We start from the raw sequence: 22,765 nt of genomic DNA, 5'->3' as shown, positions 1-22,765 counted from the left end.
CTCTTGCGTCAGCCCTTCATCACGTTGATGTCTTCCACCGCGATGGAGCCGCGGTTGCGGAAGAATGCGACCAGAATGGCAAGGCCGATGGCGGCCTCGGCGGCGGCGACCGTCAGCACGAACAGGGCGAAGACCTGTCCGACGAGATCGCCGAGGAAATGCGAGAAGGCGACGAGGTTGAGGTTGACCGCCAGAAGGATCAACTCGACGCTCATCAGGATGACGATGACGTTCTTCCGATTGAGGAAGATGCCGAGCACCCCGAGCGTGAACAGGATCGCCGCGACCGACAGGTAGTGGGCTAGACCGAGCGTCATGGCGTCAACCTTCCTTGTCCGTGGTGGAGTTGTGAGAACGGATCGTCACAGTCCCCTCCCCGGCTCGACATGCTTGACTTCGATGGCGGTGGCGCGGGTGCGCGCCACCTGAACGGAAACGTTCTGGCGCCGGACGGACGCGCGATGGCGCAACGTCAGCGTAATGGCGCCGATCATGGCCACCAGCAGCACGAAGCCGGCGACCTGGAAGAAGTAGACGTAGCGCGTATAGAGCAACTGGCCGAGCGCCAGCGTGTTGGTGACCCGGTCGGGGTCGGGGATCGGCGCGGAAGCGGTGGCCGTGGCTTCCGGCGCGAACACCCAGGCGCCCGCCACCATCAGAAGCTCGGCCAGGAAGATCAGCCCGACCAGCACGCCGATCGGCAGGTACTGCATGAAGCCCTGACGGAGCTCGACGAAATCGACGTCAAGCATCATCACCACGAACAGGAACAGCACCGCCACTGCGCCGACATAGACGACGATCAGCAACAGGGCGAGGAACTCGGCGCCAACTAGCATGAACAGGCCGGCCGCATTGACGAAGGCGAGGATCAGGAACAGCACCGAATGCACGGGATTGCGCGAGGAAATCACCATGACCGCCGAAGCGATGGTGACCGCCGCAAACAGATAGAAGAACAAGGCCTGTATCATCTCGCTTCGTCCCCGATGCGCCCGTCGGCGCGTCCAATCCCGTCAGTCTTGCCGTTCGGCCATCGCTCAGCGGTAAGGTGCGTCGGCCGCGATGTTGCGGGCGATCTCCCGCTCCCAGCGATCGCCGTTCGCGAGCAGCCGCTCCTTGGAGAAATAGAGCTCCTCGCGCGTCTCGGTGGCGAACTCGAAGTTCGGCCCTTCGACGATGGCATCCACCGGACAGGCTTCCTGGCAGAAGCCGCAGTAGATGCACTTCACCATGTCGATGTCGTAGCGCGTGGTGCGACGCGTGCCGTCGTTGCCGCGCGGGCCGGCCTCGATGGTGATGGCCTGCGCCGGACAGATCGCCTCGCAGAGCTTGCAGGCGATGCAGCGTTCTTCGCCGCTCGGATAACGGCGCAAGGCGTGCTCGCCACGAAAGCGCGGGCTCAAGGCCCCCTTCTCGAAGGGGTAGTTGATGGTCGGCTTCGCCTTGAAGAAGTAACGCATGGCGAGGAAGAACCCCGATACGAACTCCTTGAGGAGGAAGGACTTTGCCACCTGGCTGAGTTTCATCGCACCCGCTTCCTTCATTCCCGGACCAGCATCGCCGCACGGCGATGTCGGCCGAAATCATGTTCCGTCGCCATCAACCCGGCGCCTGAAGACCCGTTCCCGCCACCGAAACGCCCAGCCACCAGCCGAGGGCGGCGAAGACGATGGCGTTGACGACGAACAGCACCTTCATCAAAAGGTCCGCCCGCCGCGGCTCGATCAACCCCGGCCGGCGTTCCAGCGCCCGCCGCACGACCGATGCGATCACGCCGTAGTCGACGAGACCGACACCGATCCCGACCGCCGCTCCAACCACGCCCGCGAGCGACAGGTCCATCATACCCTCCCCGTCAGGCCGCCCAGCCGGTCAGCTGCAGCACGCCGGCCACCAGCACGACGTAGACGAGCGACAGCGGCAGGAACACCTTCCAGCCGAGACGCATCAGCTGGTCGTAGCGGTAACGGGGGACCATGGCCTTGGCCATGGCAATGAAGAAGAACATCAGGACGGCCTTCGCCAGGAACCAGACGATGCCCGGCACCCAGGTGAAGGGTGCGACGTCGATCGGCGGCATCCATCCACCCATGAACAGTAGGGCCATCATGGCGCACATGGTGCAGATGGCGACATACTCGCCGAGCATGAACATCATGTACGGCGTCGAGCCGTATTCGACCATGTAGCCGGCCACCAGTTCGGACTCGGCTTCGGCGAGGTCGAAGGGCGGACGGTTGGTTTCCGCCAGCGCCGACACGAAGAAGACCACGAACATCGGCAGGAGCGGCAGCCAGTACCAGTTCAGGAAGGAAAGCCACGGCAAGCCGATCATCGTTGCAAGGCCGGTTTCCTGAGACCGGACGATGGCCGAGATGTTGAGCGAGCCGGCGCACAGCAGCACCGTGATGATCACGAGACCGATCGACACCTCGTAGGAGACCATCTGCGCCGCGCAACGGAGGGCCGAGAGGAACGGATACTTCGAGTTGGACGCCCAGCCGCCCATGATGGCGCCGTAGACGCTGAGCGAGGAGATGGCGAGGATGAAGAGGATGCCGACGTTGATGTCGGCAATCACCCAGCCATCGGCCACCGGCACCACCACCCAGGCCAGCAGGGCGAGCGTCGTCGTGACCAAAGGCGCCAGCAGGAACAGGCCCTTGGCCGACCCCGAGGGTATGACCGGCTCCTTCAGCACGAACTTCAGAAGATCGGCAAACGACTGGAACAGGCCGAACGGACCGACCACGTTGGGGCCGCGGCGGATCTGCACCGCCGCCCAGATCTTGCGATCGGCCAGCAGGATGAAGGCGACGATGACGAGCAACAGCACCAGAAGCAGCACGCTCTGAGCGGCGATCACCACGACGGGCCAGACGATATCGGACCAGAAGCTCATGGGGCGTCTCTCATTCCGCTGCGATGGACTGCCCGGAGCGGGCGAGCGCCGAGCACTCGGCCATCACCTTGGAGGCGCGGGCAATCGGGTTGGTGAGGTAGAAGTCGGCGATCACCGGAATGAAGGGTTCCGGCCGAACGATGCCGCCGAGCGCGGCGAGCGAGGCTATGGCCTCTGGCTCGGCCGCCGGGATGGTATCGATCGCGGCGAACTCAGGATGGACGGCATAGAGCTTCGCCCGGAGCTGGGCCAGACTGTCGAACGACAGCTTGCGGCCCAGCACTTCCGATAGCGCGCGCAGCACCGCCCAGTCCTCGCGGGCCTCGCCCGGTGGGAAGGCGGCTCGGTTGCCCAGTTGGACGCGTCCCTCGGTGTTGACGTAGGTGCCCGACTTCTCGGCGTAGGTCGCACCGGGCAGGATGACGTCGGCGCGATGGGCGCCGGTGTCGCCGTGACTGCCGATGTAGACGACGAAGGTGTTCGGGCCGAGATGCTGCGCACCGAATTCGTCGGCGCCCAGCAGGAACAGCACGTCGAGCTCGCCCTTGGTGGACGCATCGATCATGCCGGCCACGTCGCGACCGCCCTCGCCCGGCACGAGGCCGAGATCGAGCGCGCCGACGCGCGAGGCGGCGGTATGCAGCACCGAGAATCCATTCCAGCCCTCAGTCACGGCACCGACGTTGGTCGCCAGCTTGGCGGCGTGCGACAGCAGTGCCAGCCCGTCATGGCGAACGAGCGCACCCTGCCCGACGATGATGAGAGGCTTCTCTGCCCCCTTCAGCACGTCGAGCGCGCCGGCGTCGAGATGTTGAAGCGCAGCCGGGTCGTCGCCCAGGTGGACATGCGGATAGGTGAGATCGACGGGCGCGCCGATGGTGTAGACCGGCAGCTTGCCGCCGCTTGCCCGCCAACGCTTGCGGATGCGGGCATTCAGCACCGACGCCTCATGCCGCGGATCGGCGCCGATCATCAGGATGGCGTCCGCATCCTCGATGCCGGCGATGGTGGCGTTGAACACGTAGCTGGCGCGGCCGAACTTCGGATGAAGGGCCGTGCCGTCCTGCCGACCATCGACCGAGGCAACGCCGAGCGCCGCCATCAGCTCGCGAAGCGCAAACATCTCTTCGACGGAAGCGAGATCGCCGGCAATGGCACCCATGCGCTCGGGCGTGCTCGACGTCACGCGGGTGGCGATCGTCGAGAAGGCGTCGGCCCAGGAGGTCGCGCGGAAACGACCGTCGACCTTCACATATGGACGGTCGAGGCGCTGAGTCCTGAGGCCATCCCAGATGAAGCGCGTCTTGTCGGAGATCCACTCCTCATTGACCGCCTCGTTGAGGCGGGGCAGCACGCGCATCACCTCGCGGCCACGCACGTCGACACGGATGGCCGAACCGACGGCATCCATCACGTCGACGGACTCGGTCTTGGACAGCTCCCAGGGACGGGCGTGGAAGGCGTAGGGCTTGGAGGTCAGCGCGCCGACCGGACAAAGGTCGATGACGTTGCCTTGAAGTTCCGACGACAGCGCCTTTTCGAGATAGCTGGTGATCTCGGCGTCCTCGCCGCGGGATATAAGGCCCATCTCGGCGATGCCGGCCACTTCCGTAGTGAAACGCACGCAGCGGGTGCAATGGATGCACCGGTTCATCGACGTCTTGATCAGCGGCCCGAGGTACTTGTCCTCGACGGCGCGCTTGTTCTCGATGAAGCGAGAACCTGAAACGCCATAGGCCATCGCCTGGTCCTGCAGATCGCACTCGCCACCCTGATCGCAGATCGGGCAGTCGAGCGGATGGTTGATCAGCAGGAACTCCATCACGCCCTCGCGGGCCTTCTTGACCATGGGCGAGTTGGTCAGCACCACCGGCGGCTCGCCATTGGGGCCGGGCCTGAGATCGCGCACGTTCATGCCGCAGGAGGCTGTCGGCTTCGGCGGGCCGCCCTTCACTTCGACGAGGCACATGCGGCAGTTGCCGGCGACCGACAGGCGCTCGTGGTAACAGAAGCGCGGGATCTCGGCGCCCGCCGCCTCGCATGCCTGCAGCAGCGTCAGCTCCGGAGCCACATCGATCTCGATCCCGTCGACGATCAGTTTTGCCATGTCGACCCAACCCTCGCTGGAGCCGCGCCGCCCATAGCCGGCGGCCGCCCTTCAAACTCGATCAAACCCATCCGCTCACTCGGCAGCCATGCCGTGCTGGGACACGTAGTCGTCGATCCGCGCCTCGATCACCGGCCGGAAGTTCCGGATCAGCGCCTGCACCGGCCAGGCGGCCGCATCGCCGAGGGCGCAGATGGTGTGCCCTTCGATCTGCTTGCTCACCTGGAACAGCATGTCGATTTCCTCGCGCGCGGCGTTGCCCTCGCGCATGCGTTCCATCACGCGCCACATCCAGCCCGTGCCCTCGCGGCAGGGCGTGCACTGGCCGCAGCTCTCGTGGCGGAAGAAGTAGGAGATGCGCGAGATCGCCGCGATCACGTCGGTGGACTTGTCCATGACGATCAGGCCACCGGTACCGAAGCTCGACCCAATGGAGCGCATGCCGTCGAAGTCCATCTGCGCGTCCATGATCTGATCGGCGCGAACAACCGGGCACGAAGCGCCGCCGGGGATCACCGCCAGGAGATTGTCCCAGCCGCCGCGAACGCCACCGGCGTGCTTCTCGATCAGATCCTTGAAGGGAATGCCGAGTTCCTCCTCCACCACACAAGGCGTGTTGACGTGGCCGGAGATCATGAACAGCTTGGTGCCCTTGTTGTTGTCGCGACCGAAGCTGGAGAACCAGGCGGCGCCGCGTCGCATGATGGTCGGCGTCACCGCGATGGACTCGACGTTGTTCACGGTCGTCGGGCAGCCATAGAGACCAACGTTAGCCGGGAACGGCGGCTTCATGCGCGGCTGGCCCTTCTTGCCTTCGAGGCTTTCAAGGAGAGCCGTCTCCTCGCCGCAGATGTAGGCGCCGGCGCCGTGATGGACGAAGACATCCATGTCCCAGCCCGAACCGCAGGCGTTCTTGCCGAGCAGGCCCGCGTCGTAGGCCTGATCGACGGCGGCCTGCAGCCGCTGGCGCTCGCGCACGAACTCGCCGCGGACGTAAATGTAGGCGGCGTGTGCGCCCATGGCGAAGCCGGCGACGAGACACCCCTCGATGAGGGTGTGCGGATCGTGCCGCAGGATCTCGCGGTCCTTGCAGGTGCCGGGTTCGGACTCGTCGGCGTTGACGACCAGATAATGTGGCCGCCCATCCGACTGCTTGGGCATGAAGGACCACTTGAGACCCGTCGGGAAGCCGGCGCCACCGCGCCCGCGCAAGCCGGACGCCTGGATCTCCTTGATGATGAAGTCGCGCCCCTTGGCCAGGATATCCTTGGTGCCGTCCCACTGGCCGCGCTTCAACGCGCCCTGCAGGCCCCAGTCATGGCGCCCGTAGATATTGGTGAAGATGCGGTCCTTGTCCTGCAGCATGACTGAGGTTCCCAGGGTCTTCGGTTCGATCTCAGACGGGCTTGTCGCCGTCCTTGTTGGACGGCCGCCAGCCGGTGGCCAGCTTTGACGACTGCTCGATCCACTTGTCGCGGAAAGCTCGGCCGCGGAAGCTGCCGAGATGCTGGTCGATCCATCTGAGGTTCATTTCATTCCAGCCGGCGATCTGGTCGTAATGATAGACGCCGAGGTTGTGCAGCATCTCTTCGAGCTTGGGACCGACGCCATAGATCAGCTTGAGATCGTCGGCCTTGCCCTCGCGCGCCGCTTCAAACAGTTCCGGCTTGTGGAGATCCGGCACTTTCTCGCCATCGGCCTGTCCCTGGGCCTCGACCACCTTCGGGATGGGCTTCTCGGCCGCCGGCTTGGCCGCGGCGGGAGCCGGAGCTGCGGGCGCCGGAGCGGCCGGAGCGGGCGTCAGTTCCTCGCGATCGAAGGCGCGGTACTTGCCGACGACAGAACCGTCGTAGAGCGCGCCGTCGGTCAACGTCGTATCGCCACCCTCGGGCGCCGAGAAGAAGCGGCCGTTCTGCGGGCCGGGCGCCGGCGGATTGCCGGCGGCAAGGCCGTCGATCAGGGCGTTGAAGGTTTCGGCGGTCAGGTCCTCGTAGGTGTCCTCCCCGACCGTGACCATCGGCGCGTTGACGCACGCACCGGCGCACTCAACCTCTTCCCACGAGAAATCGCCGTCGGCGGAGAGCTCGAAAGGATGGGCGGCAAGTCGGTTCTTGCAGATGCTGATGATCTCTTCGGCGCCGCGCAGGCGGCAGGGCGTGGTGCCGCAGACCTGGATATGCGCCTTGCGGCCTACCGGCGACAGCTGGAACTGGGTGTAGAAGGTAGCGACCTCCAGAACGCGTATGTCCGGCATGTCGAGCAGCTTGGCGACGGCCTCGATCGCGGGGCGGCTGATCCAGCCCTCCTGGCTCTGCGCGACCATCAGCGCCGGAATCACCGCCGAAGCCTGACGCCCCTCGGGATAACGAGCGATCACCTTCTGCAGATAGGCGGCGTTCTCCTCGGTGAAGGCGAAGCTCTCCGGCTGGTCGGGATGAAGACGACGGACGGACATCAGCGATCCACCTCACCAAACACGATGTCGATCGAACCAAGCACAGCCGACACGTCGGCCAGGAGATGGCCGCGACAGAGAAAATCCATGGCCTGAAGATGAGCAAACCCGGGTGCGCGAATCTTGACGCGATAGGGCTTGTTGGTTCCGTCCGACACCAGGTAGACGCCAAACTCGCCCTTTGGCGCCTCGACGGCGGCGTAAACCTCGCCCTCGGGCACCCGGAAGCCTTCGGTGTAGAGCTTGAAATGGTGAATGAGGGCTTCCATCGAACGTTTCATCTCGCCCCGGCGCGGCGGAGCGAACTTGCCCTGGAGCGTCTGAACCGGCCCCTTCTCGACCTTCAGCAGAGCGATGCATTGCTTCATGATCCGCACCGACTGCCGCATCTCTTCCATGCGGATGTGGTAGCGGTCGTAGCAGTCGCCGTTCTTGCCGACGGGAATGTCGAAGTCGAGTTCGCCGTAGATTTCATAAGGCTGCGACTTGCGAAGGTCCCATGCAGCGCCGGAACCACGCACCATCACACCCGAGAACCCCCACTTCCAGGCATCTTCCAGGCTGACGACGCCGATATCGACGTTGCGCTGCTTGAAGATGCGGTTCTCCGACAGGAGCGCGTCGAGATCGTCGACCGTCCCCAGGAAGGGATCACACCACGCCTCGATGTCGGCGATGAGCTGCTCGGGCAGATCCTGGTGGACGCCACCCGGACGGAAATAGGCGGCGTGCATGCGCGAGCCCGACGCACGCTCATAGAAGATCATCAGCTTCTCGCGTTCCTCGAAGCCCCAGAGAGGCGGCGTCAGGGCGCCGACGTCCATCGCCTGGGTCGTGACGTTGAGAAGGTGAGAGAGGATGCGGCCGATTTCCGAATAGAGGACGCGTATGATCTGCGCGCGTCGCGGCACAAGAATGCCGGCGAGCCGCTCGACGGCCAGACAGTAGGCGTGCTCCTGGTTCATCGGCGCGACGTAATCGAGTCGGTCGAAATACGGCAGCCCCTGCAGATATGTGCGGGCTTCGATCAGCTTCTCCGTGCCGCGATGAAGAAGACCGATATGCGGGTCGACGCGTTCGACCACTTCGCCGTCCAGCTCCAGCACGAGGCGCAACACGCCGTGAGCGGCCGGATGCTGAGGGCCGAAGTTGATGTTGAAATTTCTGACCTGGGCTTCAGGCATCGATCGCGCGCCTCAGTTCGTCTTGACCTTCTCGTCACCCGGCAGCACGTAGGTCGTGCCCTCCCAAGGCGACAGGAAGTCGAAATTGCGGAATTCCTGGTTGAGCCTGACGGGCTCGTAGACGACGCGCTTCTGGGTGTCGTCGTAGCGAACCTCGACGTAGCCCGTCATCGGGAAATCCTTGCGAAGCGGATGCCCGTCGAAGCCGTAATCGGTGAGGAGGCGACGCAACTCGGGGTGATCGGAAAACAGAATGCCGAGAAGGTCGTAAGCCTCGCGCTCGAACCACAGGGCGCCCGGGAAAACCGAGGTGATCGACGGAACCGGCGTCGCCTCGTCGGTCGTGACCCGAAGGCGCAGGCGGGCGTTTCGGGTCGGCGACAGCAGGTGGTAAACCACGTCGAAACGATCGGCACGCTCCGGATAGTCGACACCGCAGACATCGATGATGTTGATGAAGCCGAGATCCGGCGCATCACGCAACCGCGTCACGACATCGACGATACGTTCGCGGACGACCGTGGCCGTCACCTCGCCGAAGGCGACATTGACCGACAACGCATCGGCGCCGAGCGCATTGCCAACGGCCAGCGCCAGTTCGCCGATCAGATCGTTCGGGGCTTCGCTCATGTTTCACCCAGCCTCGTTTTCGCTCAGCGCTCGATGGTGCCAGTGCGCCGGATCTTCTTCTGAAGCAGCAGCACGCCGTAGAGCAGAGCCTCGGCGGTTGGCGGACAGCCGGGCACATAGATGTCGACCGGTACGACGCGATCGCAGCCGCGCACCACCGAATAGGAATAATGATAGTAGCCGCCGCCGTTGGCGCAGGAGCCCATGGAGATGACGTAGCGCGGCTCCGGCATCTGGTCGTAGACCTTGCGGAGCGCCGGAGCCATCTTGTTGGTCAGCGTGCCGGCGACGATCATCACGTCCGACTGACGGGGCGAACCGCGCGGCGCGAAGCCGAAGCGTTCGACGTCGTAGCGCGGCATCGACACCTGCATCATTTCGACGGCGCAACAGGCCAGACCGAAGGTCATCCACATCAGCGAGCCGGTGCGCGCCCAGTGAATGAGCTCTTCGGTGGACGTGACAAGCCAGCCCTTATCGGCCAGCTCATCGTTGATCCCTGTGAAAAAACCGTCGTCAGAGCCGATCGGCTTACCGGTACGGGGATCGAGAATTCCCTTGGGAGCGGGCGACACCAGCGTTTCTTTCGGGCTCAGTCCCATTCCAGCGCCCCCTTCTTCCACTCATAGGCAAAACCGATGGTCAGCACCCCGAGGAAAACCATCATCGACCAGAAGCCGAACACCCCGACGTCCTTGAAGGCGACGGCCCAGGGGAACAGGAAGGCGACTTCCAGATCGAAGATCACGAAGAGGATCGATACCAGATAGAATCGAACGTCGAACTTCATGCGGGCGTCGTCGAAGGCATTGAAGCCGCACTCGTAGGCCGACAGCTTTTCCGGATCGGGATTCTTGAAAGCCAGCAGGAAGGGCGAGACCAGAAGCGCCAGACCGATGGCCAACGCCACACCGAGAAAAATGATCACCGGCAGGTAGTCCCGAAGGAGTTCGTCCATTGTGACCTCGTTGGTTCGGACGCAACCCATTTGCACATCGCGACAATTTGGTTGGGAGTCGCGTGGGGTCGCCGAATTGCTTGTCGCACGGTTAGCGGATAGACCTTCACTTCGCAAGGGCGTCGAAGGTTCCTTTCTAAGGTTTATTACGCTCAGGGGTACCCCGGAGACAATCCACGAAACTTGACTTAAAAACGCATGTTTTTGCAAAGGGATATTGCCGCCTCTCCTCGCCATGCGCTGTGAGAGGGAAAAGCGTGGAAAAACATATGGTCGCCAACGAACAGTCGATCACGATCGACAGAATTCGCGCCGCCAGAAACGCGATTTCAGGTCAGGTGATGCATACCCCGTTCCTGCCGGCGCCTCGTCTCGGCCGGCTGACCGGGGCAGAGGTGTTCGTCAAGTACGAGAACCTGCAGGTAACCTCGGCCTTCAAGGAACGTGGGGCGCTCAATCGCCTGTTGGCCCTCTCGGCCGACGAGCGGCGTCGTGGCGTTATTGCTATGTCGGCCGGCAACCATGCGCAGGCCGTTGCCTACCACGCGGTGCGGCTCGGCATCGAGGCGACCATCGTCATGCCGGTGACCACGCCGCATGTCAAAGTGTCGGCAACAGCCGGCTACGGCGCCCGCGTCATGCTTGAGGGCGAGACGGTGGCCGAGTCGGCTCTGGCCGCCGCGCGCATCGGAACGGATGAAAACCTCGTCTTCATCCACCCTTACGACGACATCGACGTCATCGCCGGCCAGGGCACGCTGGCACTTGAGATGCTTGAAGAGCGGCCGGATCTCGACGTCATCGCCATACCGGTCGGCGGCGGCGGCTTGATTGCCGGAATGGCGACAGCGGCCAAGGCATTGAAACCCGACATCCGCCTGGTTGGCGTCGAAACGCGCATGTATCCGTCGATGTGGGCGGCTCTGAAGGGCATCGACGCCATGGCCGGCGGGGCGACACTGGCCGAAGGCATCGCGGTCAAGGTTGCCGGGCAGAGGACGCTGCCAATCGTACGAGAACTCGTCGACGCCATCGTCCTCGTCGACGAGAGCCATCTCGAACGGGCGGTCAACGCCTATCTGACGCTCCAGAAGACCATGGCCGAAGGCGCCGGCGCAGCCGGGCTCGCCGCAATGTTCGCCGAGCCGGATCTTTTCCGTGGCAGGAAGGTTGGACTGGTGCTTTCGGGAGGCAACATCGACCCGCGCATACTCGCCTCGATCATGATGCGCGAGCTGGCCCGCGAGGAAAGGATCGTCGCCATCCGTCTCGCCATTCCGGACCGGCCCGGCACGCTCGGCGCCATCACCACCCTGATCGGCGATGCCGGCGGCAACATACTCGAGGTGTCCCACCGGCGAACCGTGCTGGAAATACCGGCCAAGGGGGCATCGCTGGATATCACCCTTGAGGCGCGCGACGGGCACCATGCCGAGGAGATCATCGCCGCTCTCAGGGCGAAGGGATACGGCGTCGAGCGAAAATCGGCGGAATAGGCGGCCATTCGCGCGTGCGGCGCATTGAACTCGCGGACCGCATTCCCATATGCGGCTCATCGTTCTTCAGGGAGATTCCCATGTCCAACCGGACCTATGACGCCGCCGATTACATCGTTGACGAGGGGCGCCCCGGCCCCAGAGCCGTCGATGGTATCCGCACGCGCCGTGTCATTGCCTTCCTGATCGATGCCGTCATCATCGCCTTGCTCACCTTCGCCGTCGGCGTGGTGGTATTCTTCCTCGGCATCTTCACTCTCGGCCTCGGCTGGCTGCTCTACCCGATCCTCTGGCCGGCGGTGGCGCTCGTCTACTGCGCCTTCTCGCTGGGAGGTCCCCTCTCGGCCACGGTCGGCATGCGGACCCAGGGCATCGAAGCCCGTTTCATGGACGGCAGCCGCCTCAACCCCGGCATCGCCGCCATCCACGCGGTGCTGTTCTATTTCTCGATTTCGGTCCTGACACCCTTGGTCCTGCTGGTGTCGCTGTTCACCGAGAACAAGCGCCTGCTGCACGACATCGTGCTCGGCGTCGTCTTCGTCAATCGCTATTGACCGGTACGGACTGTGCCGCGTCATCGACAGGCCGTCCGACGCTGTGAGCCTCCGCGCCTTGAACATCCGTATGCGCCGTGGCTTGCCGGCAAATCCTGGTGGGTTCGGACAAATCGCTTCCGTTGATCTTGGTATCTCGCCAGAGCCGGCGAAAGATGCCAAGATCGACCGAAGCAGACCGACCAAGAACCCATGACGCAACACCCAACCGACGCGCCTCAATTCTTTCTGACCGCGCCGTCCGCCTGTCCCTATCTGCCGGGCAAGACGGAACGGAAGGTGTTTACGCACATGGTCGGCGAGCGTGCCGCCGCGATGAACTCCATCCTGAGTCACGGCGGTTTCCGCCGCAGCCAGAACATCGCCTACCGGCCGGCCTGCGAGGAGTGCCGCTCCTGCGTGTCCGTGCGCGTCCGCGTCGACGACTTCCGACCCGACAAGAGCCAACGGCGCAACTATTCGCGCAACAGCCACCTGGTCGGCGCGGAACTGCCTCCGGCGGCGACGGGCGAACAATACTCTCTCTTCCGATCCTATCTCGATGCGCGCCATGCCGATGGTGGCATGGTGGACATGACGGTGGGAGACTATGCCGCAATGGTGGAAGAGACGCACGTGTCGACCATGATGATCGAGTACCGTCGGCGCGGCATCAACACATTCCTGAGCGGCATGGGCGATGGGCCGCTGATCGGCGCCGCACTGACCGATGTGCTGATTGACGGTCTGTCGATGGTTTACTCCTTCTACGAGCCCGACATGCAAAGGGACGGGCTCGGTACATTCATGATTCTCGATCACATTGAACGAACGCGGCGGCGAGGCCTGCCCTACCTTTACCTGGGGTACTGGGTGCAAGGCTCGCGCAAGATGGACTATAAGCGTCGCTACAAGCCTCTCGAGTACCTGACCTCCAGCGGATGGGCGGTGCTGCCCGATGAGCCGGCGGAGAGCGAGTTCGCGTAAACAATATTCACCCAAAAGCCCGGAGCAATGACCGACCGGTTGGACTCGGTGTTTGCCCAGGCTTTTGTTTTGTATCCACTTTCTGTGGAACGCCTGCACCCCGGGGCGGGTTGCTCGGTTTGTTCCGCCGACCTTCCGACGGCAGTCCCATGGAGATGCCCAGTGACCGCTAGTATTCTCGACACCATCGGCAACACGCCGTTGATCCGTCTTCGTCGTGCTTCCGAAAAGACGGGTTGCGAGATTCTCGGCAAGGCGGAGTTCATGAACCCTGGCCAGTCGGTGAAAGACCGCGCCGCCCTCTACATCATTCGCGATGCCTTGAAGGCCGGACGCCTGCAACCGGGCGGCACCGTCGTGGAGGGTACGGCGGGCAACACCGGCATAGGCCTCGCGCTGGTCGGCAGTGCGCTCGGCCTCAAGACGGTCATCGTCATTCCAGAAACGCAGTCGCAGGAAAAGAAGGATTACCTTCGAATGGTGGGCGCCGAGCTGGTCGAGGTACCGGCCGTTCCCTACCGCAATCCCAACAATTATGTGAAGCTGTCCGGTCGGTTGGCCGACCAGCTCGCCAAGACCGAACCGCACGGCGCGATTTGGGCCAACCAGTTCGACAATGTCGCCAACAGGCAGGCCCATATCGAGACGACGGCCCGCGAGATCTTCGAGCAAACGGACGGCAAGATCGATGGGTTCATCTGCGCCGTCGGCTCGGGCGGCACCTTGGCCGGCGTCGGCATCGGCCTCAAGGACATGAAGCCCGACGTGAAGATCGGGTTGGCCGATCCGCATGGGGCCGCGCTGCACGCCTGGTATACGACCGGCGAACTCAAGGCAGAGGGCTCTTCAATCACCGAGGGCATCGGTCAAGGTCGCATAACCGCCAATCTCGAAGGCGCGCCGGTGGACTTTTCCTGCCGCATCTCCGACGAGACCGCGCTCGCCGAGCTGTTCGACCTGGTGGAACACGAAGGGCTCTGCCTCGGCGGCTCCTCCGGAATCAACGTCGCCGGCGCCATCGCTCTCGCTCGCGAGCTTGGCCCGGGACACACCATCGTCACCGTGCTTTGCGACGGTGGCGCACGTTATGCGTCAAAGCTGTACAACCCGACGTTTCTGAGGAGCAAGAATCTGGCGGTACCGAGTTGGCTAGATGCTCCGAGGAAATTCAGGCCGCCGTTCGAGGCGGCATGACAGAGGACTTACGATGACCGAGGCTCTGTACCTCGATAACCCTTACCTGGAACTCGCCGAGGCGACGGTGACTGCCGTCGGCACGGATGGGGGCCTCTACGTCGACCGCGCGATCTTTTACCCGCAAGGCGGTGGCCAGCCTGGCGACCGCGGATCGATCGAATGGGGGACCGGGTTCAGAACCAACATCAAGAACTCCATGTATAGCGCTGATCGGTCATCGATCATTCTTGTTCCAGAATCCGGGCAGGAGTTACCGCAGTTTGGGCAGACGATCATTCAGCGCCTCGACTGGGCGCGCCGCCATGCCCTGATGCGGATGCATACGGCGATGCATCTTCTTTCAGTGGTGCTGCCTTATCCCGTCACCGGCGGTCAGGTGGGCGTGGAGGAAGGCCGGCTCGACTTCGATCTTCCCGAAGGGGAGACGGTCGACAGGGCTTCGGCCACCGACGCCCTCAACGCGCTGATCCGCGCCGACCACGCCGTCACCACCGAGTGGATCACCGACGCGGAGCTGGCCGAGAATCCCGCTCTCGTCAAGACGATGAAGGTGAAGCCGCCAACGGGTGCCGGCCGAGTGCGCCTGGTACGCATCGGGACCGACGTCGACCTTCAGCCTTGCGGCGGAACGCACGTCAAATCGACCGGCGAGATTGGCGAAGTGCAGATTGCCAAGATCGAGAACAAGGGCCGCCTCAACCGTCGTGTCCGTCTTCGGTTCGCCCCAGCGACCGAAGCCGCTTGAACTCAATCTCCGGAGGTTCCGATGCCCGTGCATCCAGACGCTCACTTCGTCACCGCCGACTGGCTCCTGCGCCACATCGACGATCCCGATGTGATTGTGGTCGACGGCTCCTGGCACATGCCGGCAGCCGGTCGCAGCGGCCGGTCCGAGTATCTCGCGAGCCATATTCCGGGAGCGGTCTTTTTCGACCTCGATGCCATTGCCGACACCACATCGTCCCTGCCGCACATGTTGCCGACGCCGGATGCGTTTGCACGCGCGGTGGGAGCGCTCGGTATCGGCAACACGCAGACCATCGTCGTCTACGACAGCGTCGGTCTTTTCTCGGCGGCCCGCGTCTGGTGGAGCTTCCGGATCATGGGCGCGCGCGACGTCGTGCTGCTCGACGGCGGCCTTCCCGCCTGGATTGCCGCCGAGTACCCGCTCGAAGCCGGCGAGGTGTCTCGCGCACCGGCAACGTTCACGCCTCGCTTCGATCCGACGACCGTCAAGAATTTCGATGAGGTAAAGTCATCGCTCGGTGGCGGCACGCAGATCGTGGACGCCCGCTCGGCCGGCCGTTTTCATGGACGCGACCCCGAACCGCGCGCCGGTCTTCGGTCCGGGCACATGCCCGGCGCCATCAACTTGCCGTTCGGAGAGGCGATCGAGGGCGGACGACTGAAGTCGGCCAGCGATCTCCGGACCTTGTTCGCAAGTCGCGGCATCGATCCGAGCAAGCCGGTAATCGCCAGCTGCGGCTCGGGCGTGTCGGCAGCGGTGATTGCGCTCGCCCTCGACCTGCTCGGGGCACGGCAGGTTGCAATCTACGATGGCTCGTGGACCGAGTGGGCGGGACGCTCCGATGCGTCGGTGGTGACCGACTGACGGGAACCGCCTTTCGACAGCGTCCGGATGAGGCTCTCGGCCGCGTCGGCCGACTGCGCGGTGACGAGGCCGAAGGAAATGACGAACTTGGCGGCATCCTCGACGGTCATGTCGAGAATGACCACATCCTCGCGCGGGATGAAAATGAGATAGCCGCCGGTCGGATTGGGCGTGGTCGGCACATAGACGGTGAGCATGTCGTCGCCGCCCTCCAGCCGATCCGCGACCTCGCCGCGCGTCGCGCCGGCGACGAAGCCTATGGTCCACACGCCAGCATGCGGAAAACGCACCAGCGCCGCCTGTTTGAAGGCATTGCCCTTGTCGGCGAGCACCGACGAGAAGATCTGCTTCAATCCCTTGTAGAGATTGCGCACCAGCGGCATGCGATCGACCAGCTCTTCGGAGAACGAAAAGATCGAGGCGCCGACGATGTTGGCGGTCAGGAACCCAATGAGCGTGATGACGATCAGGGCGACTACCAGGCCATAGCCCGGGACTCGAAAGGGCAGATAAGTGTCCGGATTGTAGGCGAGAGGCAAATAGGGTTTCACCCAGCTGTCGATCCACGACACCATCGACCAGGTGATGTAGATGGTGATGCCGGCCGGCCCGGCCACCAGCAATCCGGTCAGGAAGTAGTTCCTAAGTCTCGTCACGCTCCCTGCCCTTCCGATTCACCGCCCAGTCATACCCCATATTGCCCATGCATCGGGAACAAGTGAAGTTTCGCGTCCACAGGCTTGCCTTGTCACGCCGCCGATGACGCAATCGTGAAACACTCGTGGGTAAGCACGACAACAGACGTCGGCAGCGACTCATTGTCCTTGAGTGAATCGGCTTCCTCATCCTTTATGGAAGAGACTGGCCGAAATGCGGCCTTTCGGCGTTTGGGGTGTTCTCGTGAACGGCGAGCGTGACGACAGATATGGCGGCGGAAACGGGGTTCCCGGTTCCGGCTCCTTTGCGTTGTCGGTGTGGTTCGCCATCGCGGGGCTGGCGGTGATGTTTGCCGTCGTCGCCCTCGTCTACGGCAATCCGGTTCGCGAGACGCCCACACCGCCACCACGTCCCGTCGCCTCGGGAGGCGGAGCAACCCTTCTGCGAGGCACTCCGGCCCCAGAACCGAGCTCGATCGCAACGACGTCGAGCGGCCGCAGCGACATGGTGGGCGCGCCAACGCAAGACGCCGACATCGCCACCGAGCTTGCGAAGGTGCGGATCGAGAACGCAGCGCTGCGGCAGACCACCGAGCTTCTGCGCGGTCAGATCGACGCCCTGTCGGAGCGACTCGGCAAGATCGAGGGGCGTTTTTCGGAGATGACCGGCAGCATCAGCGGAGCCCCCTCGGCGCCGACGCTCGGCACGACGAGTGGGCTGCCGTCGTCGACGCGCAGCTTCGACGATCTTGTGCCGCCTGACGGCAACTCGCAACGTGAAGCGGCCTACACCCAATTCGGCATGGAACTCGGCGCTTACGGCGACCTCACCACGCTCAAGAGCGCGTGGTCGGACCTCGTGAGGCAGTATCCTGCGCTATTTGAAGGGCTGGATGGCCTGGCCACCATCCGCGACCGCGGCGGCCGTACCGAGTTGTTGCTGATCGCCGGTCCGTTCCGCAATGCCGCCGAAGCAGCGGAGCGCTGCGGCAAGGCCGAAGCGTCTGGCATCAAGTGCCTGCCCGCCTTTTACCTGGGGCAGCAGCTGTCGATGCATTGAGGCCGGTTCGCAGACCGACCTCGCGGTTGTCAGGGGAGCTTGGCCGGGCAGGCAGTCGCCGGATCGACCGAGTAGGGATCGCAGACCGACGGCTCGACAGGCTTGAACGCGGATTCGGTTTCCTGAATGAGTGCCTGCGCCTCTTCGTTCTGCTGCTGGCGCGCTACCGACAGGGCCATCACAGTCGACATGTTGTCGGAGGGCATCCGGTAACCGCGGCTCTGTGCCGCGAGCGCCGCGGCCAGCGCCGCCTGCTCGTTGGCATCGCGAACGATGGGCTTTTCGGCCTGGGGCTCACTGGAAGCCACGGAGAGAAAATCGGATGGCCCGCTTGCACATCCCCCCAGGGTGAGGACGGCAAGAACGGCGGTCGTGGCCGCAAGCGGCCATGAAGAACGGGACGTCGGGAAGCGCATGAAGCCTCGATACTCGTTATTGTCTGGATCATACACTAGCGGCAAAGTCTTTGCGATTTCCTTTTTGATGCGCCGTAAAAGGTGATCGTCGCGTGAAGATCCACGTTACCATTCGGGCCGTTCAACTCCGGCAAATTCTCTGCCTCCCATCTTGACGGCACTGCAAAAGCTCTCCATGCATCTCGGCCTCAAAAGCTCAGGATTTCACGGCCAATGACCACTGACGCCCGCTCCGACATTGCACCGAAGATCTCCTTCGTCAGCCTTGGCTGCCCGAAGGCCCTGGTCGATAGCGAACGGATCGTGACGCACCTGAGATCGGAAGGTTACGAGATCGCCCGCCGCCACGACGGAGCCGACGTCGTCATCGTCAACACCTGCGGCTTCCTCGACAGCGCCAAGGCCGAAAGCCTCGACGCCATCGGCAAGGCGATGGCCGAGAACGGCAAGGTCATCGTCACCGGCTGCATGGGCGCCGAGCCCGAGCAGATCCGCGATGCTTTCCCCGACGTTCTCGCGATCACAGGCCCCCAGGCCTACGAGAGCGTGATGAGCGCCGTTCACGAGGCCATTCCACCGGCCCACGATCCCTTCCTCGATCTGGTGCCGCCGCAGGGCGTCAAGCTCACGCCGCGCCATTACGCCTACCTCAAGATCTCCGAGGGCTGCCACAATCGTTGCAGCTTCTGCATCATCCCGAAGCTGAGGGGTGACCTCGTGTCGCGGCCGGTGGTCGACGTGCTGAAGGAAGCCGAAAGGTTGGCCAACGCGGGCGTCAAGGAGCTGTTGGTCATCTCGCAGGACACCTCCGCCTACGGCGTCGACATCAAGTATCAGTCCGGCATCTGGAAGGACCGGGAGATCCGCGCGCGCTTCTACGATCTGGCCGATGCACTCTCCGAGTTCGGCATCTGGGTGCGCCTCCACTACGTCTATCCCTATCCGCATGTCGACGAAGTCATCTCGCTGATGGCCGACGGCAAGGTTCTGCCGTATCTGGACATCCCCTTCCAGCACGCTTCCCCCAACGTGCTCCGCGCCATGCGCCGGCCGGCACACCAGGAGAAGACGGCCGAGCGCATCGCCAAGTGGCGCGAGATCTGCCCGGACCTCGCCATCCGCTCCACCTTCATCGTCGGATTCCCCGGCGAGACGGAGGAAGATTTCGAGATGCTGCTCAACTGGCTGTCGGAGGTGAAGCTGGAGCGGGTCGGCTGCTTCAAGTACGAGCCCGTCAAGGGCGCGGCCGCCAACGACCTCGGCCTGCCGCTGGTGCCGCCGGAGGAGCAGGAGCGCCGCTGGCACCGTTTCATGGCCCATCAGCAGGGCATTTCGGCCAAACTGTTGCAGCGCCGCGTCGGCAAGCGCATCCCGGTCATCATCGACGAGGCGAATGGCACGGTCGCCAAGGGCCGCTCCAAGTGGGACGCACCGGAAATCGACGGCTCCGTTCACCTGACGAGCCGTCGCCCGATGCGCGTCGGCGACATCGTCACCGCCAAGATCGAGCGCGCCGACGCCTATGATCTCTGGGGCACGGTGGGCTGAGCGCCCTCCTCACGGCGTGAGGAGGTCTTTCAGCGTCAGCGCGATCACTTCGGTCGCCGCCTTGAGATCCGAAAGCTGGACGTGCTCGTCGGCCGCGTGGGCGTTGGCTTCCAGAATCGAACGCGGACCAGCGCCGTAGAGAACCGTCGGGATGCCGGCCGCCGAATAGTGGCGGGCGTCGGTGTAGAGCGGCACGCCGGTCGGCTCTACGGCAACGCCGAGCACTTGCTCGGCATGCGCCGAGATTGAAGCCACGAGCCGGTCGGCACCGGGCAGCTCGCGCAAGGGTTCGGCCAGCATGATCCGCCGGCACTCCACCTCCAGCCCGTCAATCTTGGGCGCCGCCGCCTCGATCAGCGCCACCAGATTCTTCTCGACATCGGTGCCGATTTCCTCCGGAATGAGGCGGCGGTCGAGGCGCAGCGCGACACGATCGGGCACTACGTTGGTGTTGATGCCGCCGGATATCAGGCCAACCGTCAGCTTCGGCGAGCCGATGCCTTTCTGGGCCGAAACGGTGCCGCCGAGACGATGTCGCTCCTCGTAAACCGCCTTCAGGATCGGAACGGCGTGTTCCAGCGCGTCGACGCCGGTCTCGGGCATGGCCGCATGGGCCTGCTTGCCTCGGATGATGATCTCCATATGCAGCACGCCGTTGTGGGCGGTGGTGATGGCGTAGGAGAAACCGGCGGAAATGGCGTAATCGGGCTTCGACAGGCCCTGCTCGATCAGGAACGCCGGGCCGACGAAGCCGCCAGCTTCTTCATCAAAGGTGAGATGCAGTTCCACAGTGCCGTCGAGCGGCAGCTCGGAGGCAATCAGTGCCTTCAGTGCGAAGGCGTAGGTGGCGAAATCCGACTTCGAAACGGCGGCACCGCGACCATAGATCGCACCGCCCTTTTCTTCCGCCCCATAAGGCTGCATCGTCCAGCCCGAGCCCGGGGGCACGACGTCACCGTGGGCATTGAGGGCGATCACCGGTCCCTTGCCCGTGCCGAAAACATGGCGAACGATCAGGTTGGTCACCGAGCGCATGCCGTTCTGGCGGACGAAGGGTTCCGGCACCGGATGCCGCTCGACCCGGAATCCGAGGGCTTCGAGCCGGTCGGCGGCCGTCTCGGCGATCGGCGCGCAATCGCCGGGCGGATTGTCGCTCGGCACTCTCACCAGCGCTTTCAGGAAGTCGACCTCGGCGGTGAAGGCGGCTTCGATGATGGCTTTCATATCCGATCCCCTGAAGATGCGGCGTCTGTCGCCAGCCGCTCGATGGCCCTGATCAAGGCTTCCACGGCGAGTCCCATGTCGTCAACGGCGGCGAACTCGGCCGGATTGTGACTTATACCGCCACGGCAGCGCACGAACAGCATTCCGACATCCGTTAGGTGAATCATGGCGTGGCCGTCATGGCCCGCGCCCGAGGCGAGCCTTCGGCCCGGGAGCCCGAGATCGCCAGCGGCGGCGGCAAGAGCTTCCTGGAGACGCGGAGCGCAGGGAGTCGTCGGGCTTTCGTAGAACTTATCCATGGCGACCGAAACGCCGCGGCGAGCGGCGATCGCCTGGAAACGCGCGTCCAAATCGGCAATGGCGGTGAGGCGCGGCGCATCGGCATCGGCACGAATGTCGAGCGTGAAGATCACCTCGGCCGGAATGACATTGACCGCTCCGGGCCTTGCGGTGAGGCGTCCGACGGTTGCGACCATCTGATGGGCTTGACCGGCGCGGGCCACATCCTCAATGGCCAGAATCATCTCCGCACTGGCGGCGAGAGCATCGCGGCGCAGGAGCATCGGCACGGTACCGGCGTGGCCTGCCTCGCCGGCGACAGTCACCGAAAAGCGCGACTGGCCGGCGATGGAGGTCACGATGCCGATCGGCAGCCCCTCGGCTTCCAGTACCGGGCCCTGTTCGATGTGCACCTCAAGATAGGCGAGCGCTTCCTCTCGAGCGTAAGCAGCGGAAGCGATCGCTTCCGGGTCACCACCGAAAGCCAGAAGAGCGTCGCGCAACGGGACGCCATCGGCATCCCGCGCCTCGAGATCGGACGGTACAAGACAACCGGCCACCGCCGAGCTCGAGACGAGCGTCGTCGGGAACCGCACGCCCTCCTCGTCGCCGAAGGCCAGCACGTCGATGCCGAACGGCAGCTCGATGCCGCGCGCCCGGATCTCCTCGGCCGCGAGGATGCCGGCGACCACGCCCAGCATACCGTCGTACCGGCCAGCATTCACCACCGTATCGATATGCGAGCCGATCAGCAGGCGCCGGTTGCCCGCCCGTCCCGGCACCGTCGGCTTCAGACGGCCGCGCGCCGTGCCAAGCGCGTCGAAGCCGACGTCGAGACCGGCGGCGCGCATCCATTCGGCGACGTGATCGGCCGCCGCGCGGTGCGCTGGCGAGAGATAGAGGCGGGTAAGGTTGGCGTCGTCGTCGCTGAAGGCGGCGAGTTCGGCGAGCATCGCCTCGGCGCGGACGCCGAGTTCTATCGGTGTCCTCACGATGCGACCCGGTCTTCGATCCTGAAGCGGAAGATGCGCACGATCTCGTCGAGCGCACGTTCGAACTCCGTGTCCGGGCTGTTGCCGAGGCGCTCCTCGAACGAGGCGAGAATGTCCGCCTTGGTCGCCCCGCGCACCGCCAGAATGAAGGGGAAGCCGAAACGCTCCCGGTAAGTCTTGTTGAGCGTCTCGAAGCGCGCGAACTCCTGTGGCGACAGAGCATCGAGCCCGGCGCCGGCCTGTTCGCGGCGGGAATCGTCGGCGATGGACTTGGCCTTGGTGGCGAGATCGGGATGGGCGTTGATCAGTGCGAGCTTGGCGGCGCGGCCAGCGGCGCGCAACACCTGTTCGAAGGCGGCAACGATGGCGTCGCGATCCTGGAAGGGGCGCATTTCCTCGGCGGCCTCGGCCACCCAGGGAGAATGCTCGGCCACGTCGCCAAAGGTGGCCATGAAGGCCTTTGCACCCAGGCCATTCACGTCCTGGACAGTTGTCTGAAGGGTCATCGCGGTCCCCATTCGCGCTT

Annotated in this window: 25 protein-coding genes; 8 read left to right on the top strand and 17 right to left on the bottom strand. The window is 64.1% G+C overall.

The window, feature by feature from the left end:
• Window positions 1–8: 8 nt before the first annotated feature.
• From nuoK to M4J39_RS01195, 12 genes are all read right to left on the bottom strand, one after another.
• Window positions 9–317 carry an NADH-quinone oxidoreductase subunit NuoK gene (gene nuoK, locus M4J39_RS01250; RefSeq protein ID WP_026783452.1) on the bottom strand — a complete coding sequence of 103 codons (309 nt, stop codon included), beginning with the start codon at window positions 315–317 and terminating at the stop codon, window positions 9–11.
• A gap of 45 nt (window positions 318–362) precedes the next feature.
• Entirely contained in the window at window positions 363–974 is a 612-nt protein-coding gene (locus tag M4J39_RS01245; RefSeq protein ID WP_251725833.1) for an NADH-quinone oxidoreductase subunit J, read from the bottom strand.
• 66 nt (window positions 975–1,040) lie between these two features.
• Window positions 1,041–1,529, bottom strand: coding sequence for an NADH-quinone oxidoreductase subunit NuoI (nuoI, locus tag M4J39_RS01240; RefSeq protein WP_101288253.1), 489 nt, complete (start codon window positions 1,527–1,529; stop codon window positions 1,041–1,043).
• Window positions 1,530–1,602: 73 nt separating this feature from the next.
• The gene (locus tag M4J39_RS01235; RefSeq protein ID WP_251725832.1) at window positions 1,603–1,848 is read right to left on the bottom strand and encodes a hypothetical protein; all 246 of its coding nucleotides are present in this window, start codon (window positions 1,846–1,848) and stop codon (window positions 1,603–1,605) included.
• Between the two features lie 10 nt (window positions 1,849–1,858).
• Complete coding sequence (nuoH, locus tag M4J39_RS01230; RefSeq protein ID WP_251725830.1) at window positions 1,859–2,905, bottom strand: NADH-quinone oxidoreductase subunit NuoH; 1,047 nt, start codon at window positions 2,903–2,905, stop codon at window positions 1,859–1,861.
• Window positions 2,906–2,915: 10 nt separating this feature from the next.
• Window positions 2,916–5,012, bottom strand: a complete 2,097-nt coding sequence (gene nuoG, locus M4J39_RS01225; RefSeq protein WP_251725829.1) for an NADH-quinone oxidoreductase subunit NuoG — start codon at window positions 5,010–5,012, stop codon at window positions 2,916–2,918.
• A 75-nt stretch (window positions 5,013–5,087) separates the two neighbouring features.
• A complete protein-coding gene (nuoF, locus tag M4J39_RS01220; RefSeq protein ID WP_251725827.1) occupies window positions 5,088–6,377 on the bottom strand; it encodes an NADH-quinone oxidoreductase subunit NuoF in 1,290 nt (429 codons plus the stop codon).
• A 31-nt stretch (window positions 6,378–6,408) separates the two neighbouring features.
• Window positions 6,409–7,467: an NADH-quinone oxidoreductase subunit NuoE gene (gene nuoE, locus M4J39_RS01215; protein WP_251725825.1), complete on the bottom strand. Its 1,059-nt coding sequence runs from the start codon at window positions 7,465–7,467 to the stop codon at window positions 6,409–6,411.
• Window positions 7,467–8,651 carry an NADH-quinone oxidoreductase subunit D gene (locus tag M4J39_RS01210; protein WP_251725824.1) on the bottom strand — a complete coding sequence of 395 codons (1,185 nt, stop codon included), beginning with the start codon at window positions 8,649–8,651 and terminating at the stop codon, window positions 7,467–7,469. The genes nuoE and M4J39_RS01210 overlap by 1 nt, the downstream gene beginning before the upstream one ends.
• 12 nt (window positions 8,652–8,663) lie before the next feature.
• Window positions 8,664–9,281 carry an NADH-quinone oxidoreductase subunit C gene (locus M4J39_RS01205; RefSeq protein ID WP_251725822.1) on the bottom strand — a complete coding sequence of 206 codons (618 nt, stop codon included), beginning with the start codon at window positions 9,279–9,281 and terminating at the stop codon, window positions 8,664–8,666.
• Window positions 9,282–9,304: 23 nt separating this feature from the next.
• Complete coding sequence (locus M4J39_RS01200) at window positions 9,305–9,883, bottom strand: NADH-quinone oxidoreductase subunit B family protein (RefSeq protein ID WP_251725820.1); 579 nt, start codon at window positions 9,881–9,883, stop codon at window positions 9,305–9,307.
• Entirely contained in the window at window positions 9,874–10,239 is a 366-nt protein-coding gene (locus M4J39_RS01195; RefSeq protein ID WP_101288262.1) for an NADH-quinone oxidoreductase subunit A, read from the bottom strand. Before M4J39_RS01195 ends, M4J39_RS01200 begins: the two co-directional genes overlap by 10 nt.
• Before the next feature lie 269 nt (window positions 10,240–10,508).
• On the opposite strand from M4J39_RS01195, the gene M4J39_RS01190 reads away from it, so the two are divergent.
• The 6 genes from M4J39_RS01190 to sseA all read left to right on the top strand — a co-directional run bounded on the left by M4J39_RS01190 (window position 10,509) and on the right by sseA (window position 16,064).
• The gene (locus M4J39_RS01190; RefSeq protein ID WP_251725818.1) at window positions 10,509–11,735 is read left to right on the top strand and encodes a threonine ammonia-lyase; all 1,227 of its coding nucleotides are present in this window, start codon (window positions 10,509–10,511) and stop codon (window positions 11,733–11,735) included.
• A gap of 80 nt (window positions 11,736–11,815) precedes the next feature.
• The gene (locus tag M4J39_RS01185; RefSeq protein WP_251725816.1) at window positions 11,816–12,289 is read left to right on the top strand and encodes an RDD family protein; all 474 of its coding nucleotides are present in this window, start codon (window positions 11,816–11,818) and stop codon (window positions 12,287–12,289) included.
• Window positions 12,290–12,481: 192 nt separating this feature from the next.
• Window positions 12,482–13,255, top strand: coding sequence for an arginyltransferase (locus M4J39_RS01180; RefSeq protein WP_251725814.1), 774 nt, complete (start codon window positions 12,482–12,484; stop codon window positions 13,253–13,255).
• 162 nt (window positions 13,256–13,417) lie between these two features.
• Window positions 13,418–14,449, top strand: coding sequence for a cysteine synthase A (locus tag M4J39_RS01175; RefSeq protein ID WP_251725813.1), 1,032 nt, complete (start codon window positions 13,418–13,420; stop codon window positions 14,447–14,449).
• A 13-nt stretch (window positions 14,450–14,462) separates the two neighbouring features.
• Window positions 14,463–15,197: an alanyl-tRNA editing protein gene (locus tag M4J39_RS01170; protein ID WP_251725812.1), complete on the top strand. Its 735-nt coding sequence runs from the start codon at window positions 14,463–14,465 to the stop codon at window positions 15,195–15,197.
• Window positions 15,198–15,218: 21 nt separating this feature from the next.
• Window positions 15,219–16,064 (top strand): 3-mercaptopyruvate sulfurtransferase, encoded by an 846-nt coding sequence (sseA, locus tag M4J39_RS01165; RefSeq protein ID WP_251725811.1) that lies wholly within the window; start codon window positions 15,219–15,221, stop codon window positions 16,062–16,064.
• On the opposite strand, the gene M4J39_RS01160 is transcribed toward sseA, so the two are convergent.
• Window positions 16,004–16,720, bottom strand: coding sequence for a DUF502 domain-containing protein (locus M4J39_RS01160; protein WP_251725809.1), 717 nt, complete (start codon window positions 16,718–16,720; stop codon window positions 16,004–16,006). The genes sseA and M4J39_RS01160 overlap by 61 nt on opposite strands.
• Before the next feature lie 244 nt (window positions 16,721–16,964).
• On the opposite strand from M4J39_RS01160, the gene M4J39_RS01155 reads away from it, so the two are divergent.
• Window positions 16,965–17,780: a hypothetical protein gene (locus M4J39_RS01155; protein ID WP_251725807.1), complete on the top strand. Its 816-nt coding sequence runs from the start codon at window positions 16,965–16,967 to the stop codon at window positions 17,778–17,780.
• A 29-nt stretch (window positions 17,781–17,809) separates the two neighbouring features.
• Here the strand turns inward: M4J39_RS01155 and M4J39_RS01150 are convergent, their stop codons facing one another.
• Window positions 17,810–18,196, bottom strand: coding sequence for a hypothetical protein (locus tag M4J39_RS01150; RefSeq protein WP_251725805.1), 387 nt, complete (start codon window positions 18,194–18,196; stop codon window positions 17,810–17,812).
• Between the two features lie 213 nt (window positions 18,197–18,409).
• Here M4J39_RS01150 and rimO point away from each other — a divergent pair, with 213 nt between their 5' ends.
• Entirely contained in the window at window positions 18,410–19,744 is a 1,335-nt protein-coding gene (rimO, locus tag M4J39_RS01145; protein ID WP_251725803.1) for a 30S ribosomal protein S12 methylthiotransferase RimO, read from the top strand.
• A 9-nt stretch (window positions 19,745–19,753) separates the two neighbouring features.
• On the opposite strand, the gene M4J39_RS01140 is transcribed toward rimO, so the two are convergent.
• From M4J39_RS01140 to uraD, 3 genes are read right to left on the bottom strand one after another with little or no spacing between them, the layout of a single operon-like run.
• On the bottom strand, window positions 19,754–20,968 hold the full coding sequence (locus M4J39_RS01140; RefSeq protein ID WP_251725802.1) for an ArgE/DapE family deacylase: 1,215 nt from the start codon (window positions 20,966–20,968) through the stop codon (window positions 19,754–19,756).
• Window positions 20,965–22,239, bottom strand: coding sequence for an allantoate amidohydrolase (locus M4J39_RS01135; protein WP_251725800.1), 1,275 nt, complete (start codon window positions 22,237–22,239; stop codon window positions 20,965–20,967). The genes M4J39_RS01140 and M4J39_RS01135 overlap by 4 nt, the downstream gene beginning before the upstream one ends.
• Window positions 22,236–22,745 carry a 2-oxo-4-hydroxy-4-carboxy-5-ureidoimidazoline decarboxylase gene (uraD, locus tag M4J39_RS01130; RefSeq protein ID WP_251725799.1) on the bottom strand — a complete coding sequence of 170 codons (510 nt, stop codon included), beginning with the start codon at window positions 22,743–22,745 and terminating at the stop codon, window positions 22,236–22,238. Before uraD ends, M4J39_RS01135 begins: the two co-directional genes overlap by 4 nt.
• Between the last annotated feature and the right edge of the window lie 20 nt (window positions 22,746–22,765).

It is taken from the genome of Pleomorphomonas sp. NRK KF1 (assembly GCF_023721755.1).
Taxonomy (GTDB): domain Bacteria; phylum Pseudomonadota; class Alphaproteobacteria; order Rhizobiales; family Pleomorphomonadaceae; genus Pleomorphomonas.
The sequence above is the reverse complement of the archived record's forward strand: the minus strand, read 5'-3'. Positions and strand labels throughout refer to the sequence as shown.

Coding starts and splice junctions, on each gene's coding strand:
- nuoK (WP_026783452.1), bottom strand. CDS start 317: ATGACGCTCGGTCTAGCCCACTACCTGTCGGTCGCGGCGATCCTGTTC.
- M4J39_RS01245 (WP_251725833.1), bottom strand. CDS start 974: ATGATACAGGCCTTGTTCTTCTATCTGTTTGCGGCGGTCACCATCGCT.
- nuoI (WP_101288253.1), bottom strand. CDS start 1,529: ATGAAACTCAGCCAGGTGGCAAAGTCCTTCCTCCTCAAGGAGTTCGTA.
- M4J39_RS01235 (WP_251725832.1), bottom strand. CDS start 1,848: ATGATGGACCTGTCGCTCGCGGGCGTGGTTGGAGCGGCGGTCGGGATC.
- nuoH (WP_251725830.1), bottom strand. CDS start 2,905: ATGAGCTTCTGGTCCGATATCGTCTGGCCCGTCGTGGTGATCGCCGCT.
- nuoG (WP_251725829.1), bottom strand. CDS start 5,012: ATGGCAAAACTGATCGTCGACGGGATCGAGATCGATGTGGCTCCGGAG.
- nuoF (WP_251725827.1), bottom strand. CDS start 6,377: ATGCTGCAGGACAAGGACCGCATCTTCACCAATATCTACGGGCGCCAT.
- nuoE (WP_251725825.1), bottom strand. CDS start 7,467: ATGTCCGTCCGTCGTCTTCATCCCGACCAGCCGGAGAGCTTCGCCTTC.
- M4J39_RS01210 (WP_251725824.1), bottom strand. CDS start 8,651: ATGCCTGAAGCCCAGGTCAGAAATTTCAACATCAACTTCGGCCCTCAG.
- M4J39_RS01205 (WP_251725822.1), bottom strand. CDS start 9,281: ATGAGCGAAGCCCCGAACGATCTGATCGGCGAACTGGCGCTGGCCGTT.
- M4J39_RS01200 (WP_251725820.1), bottom strand. CDS start 9,883: ATGGGACTGAGCCCGAAAGAAACGCTGGTGTCGCCCGCTCCCAAGGGA.
- M4J39_RS01195 (WP_101288262.1), bottom strand. CDS start 10,239: ATGGACGAACTCCTTCGGGACTACCTGCCGGTGATCATTTTTCTCGGT.
- M4J39_RS01190 (WP_251725818.1), top strand. CDS start 10,509: ATGGTCGCCAACGAACAGTCGATCACGATCGACAGAATTCGCGCCGCC.
- M4J39_RS01185 (WP_251725816.1), top strand. CDS start 11,816: ATGTCCAACCGGACCTATGACGCCGCCGATTACATCGTTGACGAGGGG.
- M4J39_RS01180 (WP_251725814.1), top strand. CDS start 12,482: ATGACGCAACACCCAACCGACGCGCCTCAATTCTTTCTGACCGCGCCG.
- M4J39_RS01170 (WP_251725812.1), top strand. CDS start 14,463: ATGACCGAGGCTCTGTACCTCGATAACCCTTACCTGGAACTCGCCGAG.
- sseA (WP_251725811.1), top strand. CDS start 15,219: ATGCCCGTGCATCCAGACGCTCACTTCGTCACCGCCGACTGGCTCCTG.
- M4J39_RS01150 (WP_251725805.1), bottom strand. CDS start 18,196: ATGCGCTTCCCGACGTCCCGTTCTTCATGGCCGCTTGCGGCCACGACC.
- rimO (WP_251725803.1), top strand. CDS start 18,410: ATGACCACTGACGCCCGCTCCGACATTGCACCGAAGATCTCCTTCGTC.
- M4J39_RS01140 (WP_251725802.1), bottom strand. CDS start 20,968: ATGAAAGCCATCATCGAAGCCGCCTTCACCGCCGAGGTCGACTTCCTG.
- uraD (WP_251725799.1), bottom strand. CDS start 22,745: ATGACCCTTCAGACAACTGTCCAGGACGTGAATGGCCTGGGTGCAAAG.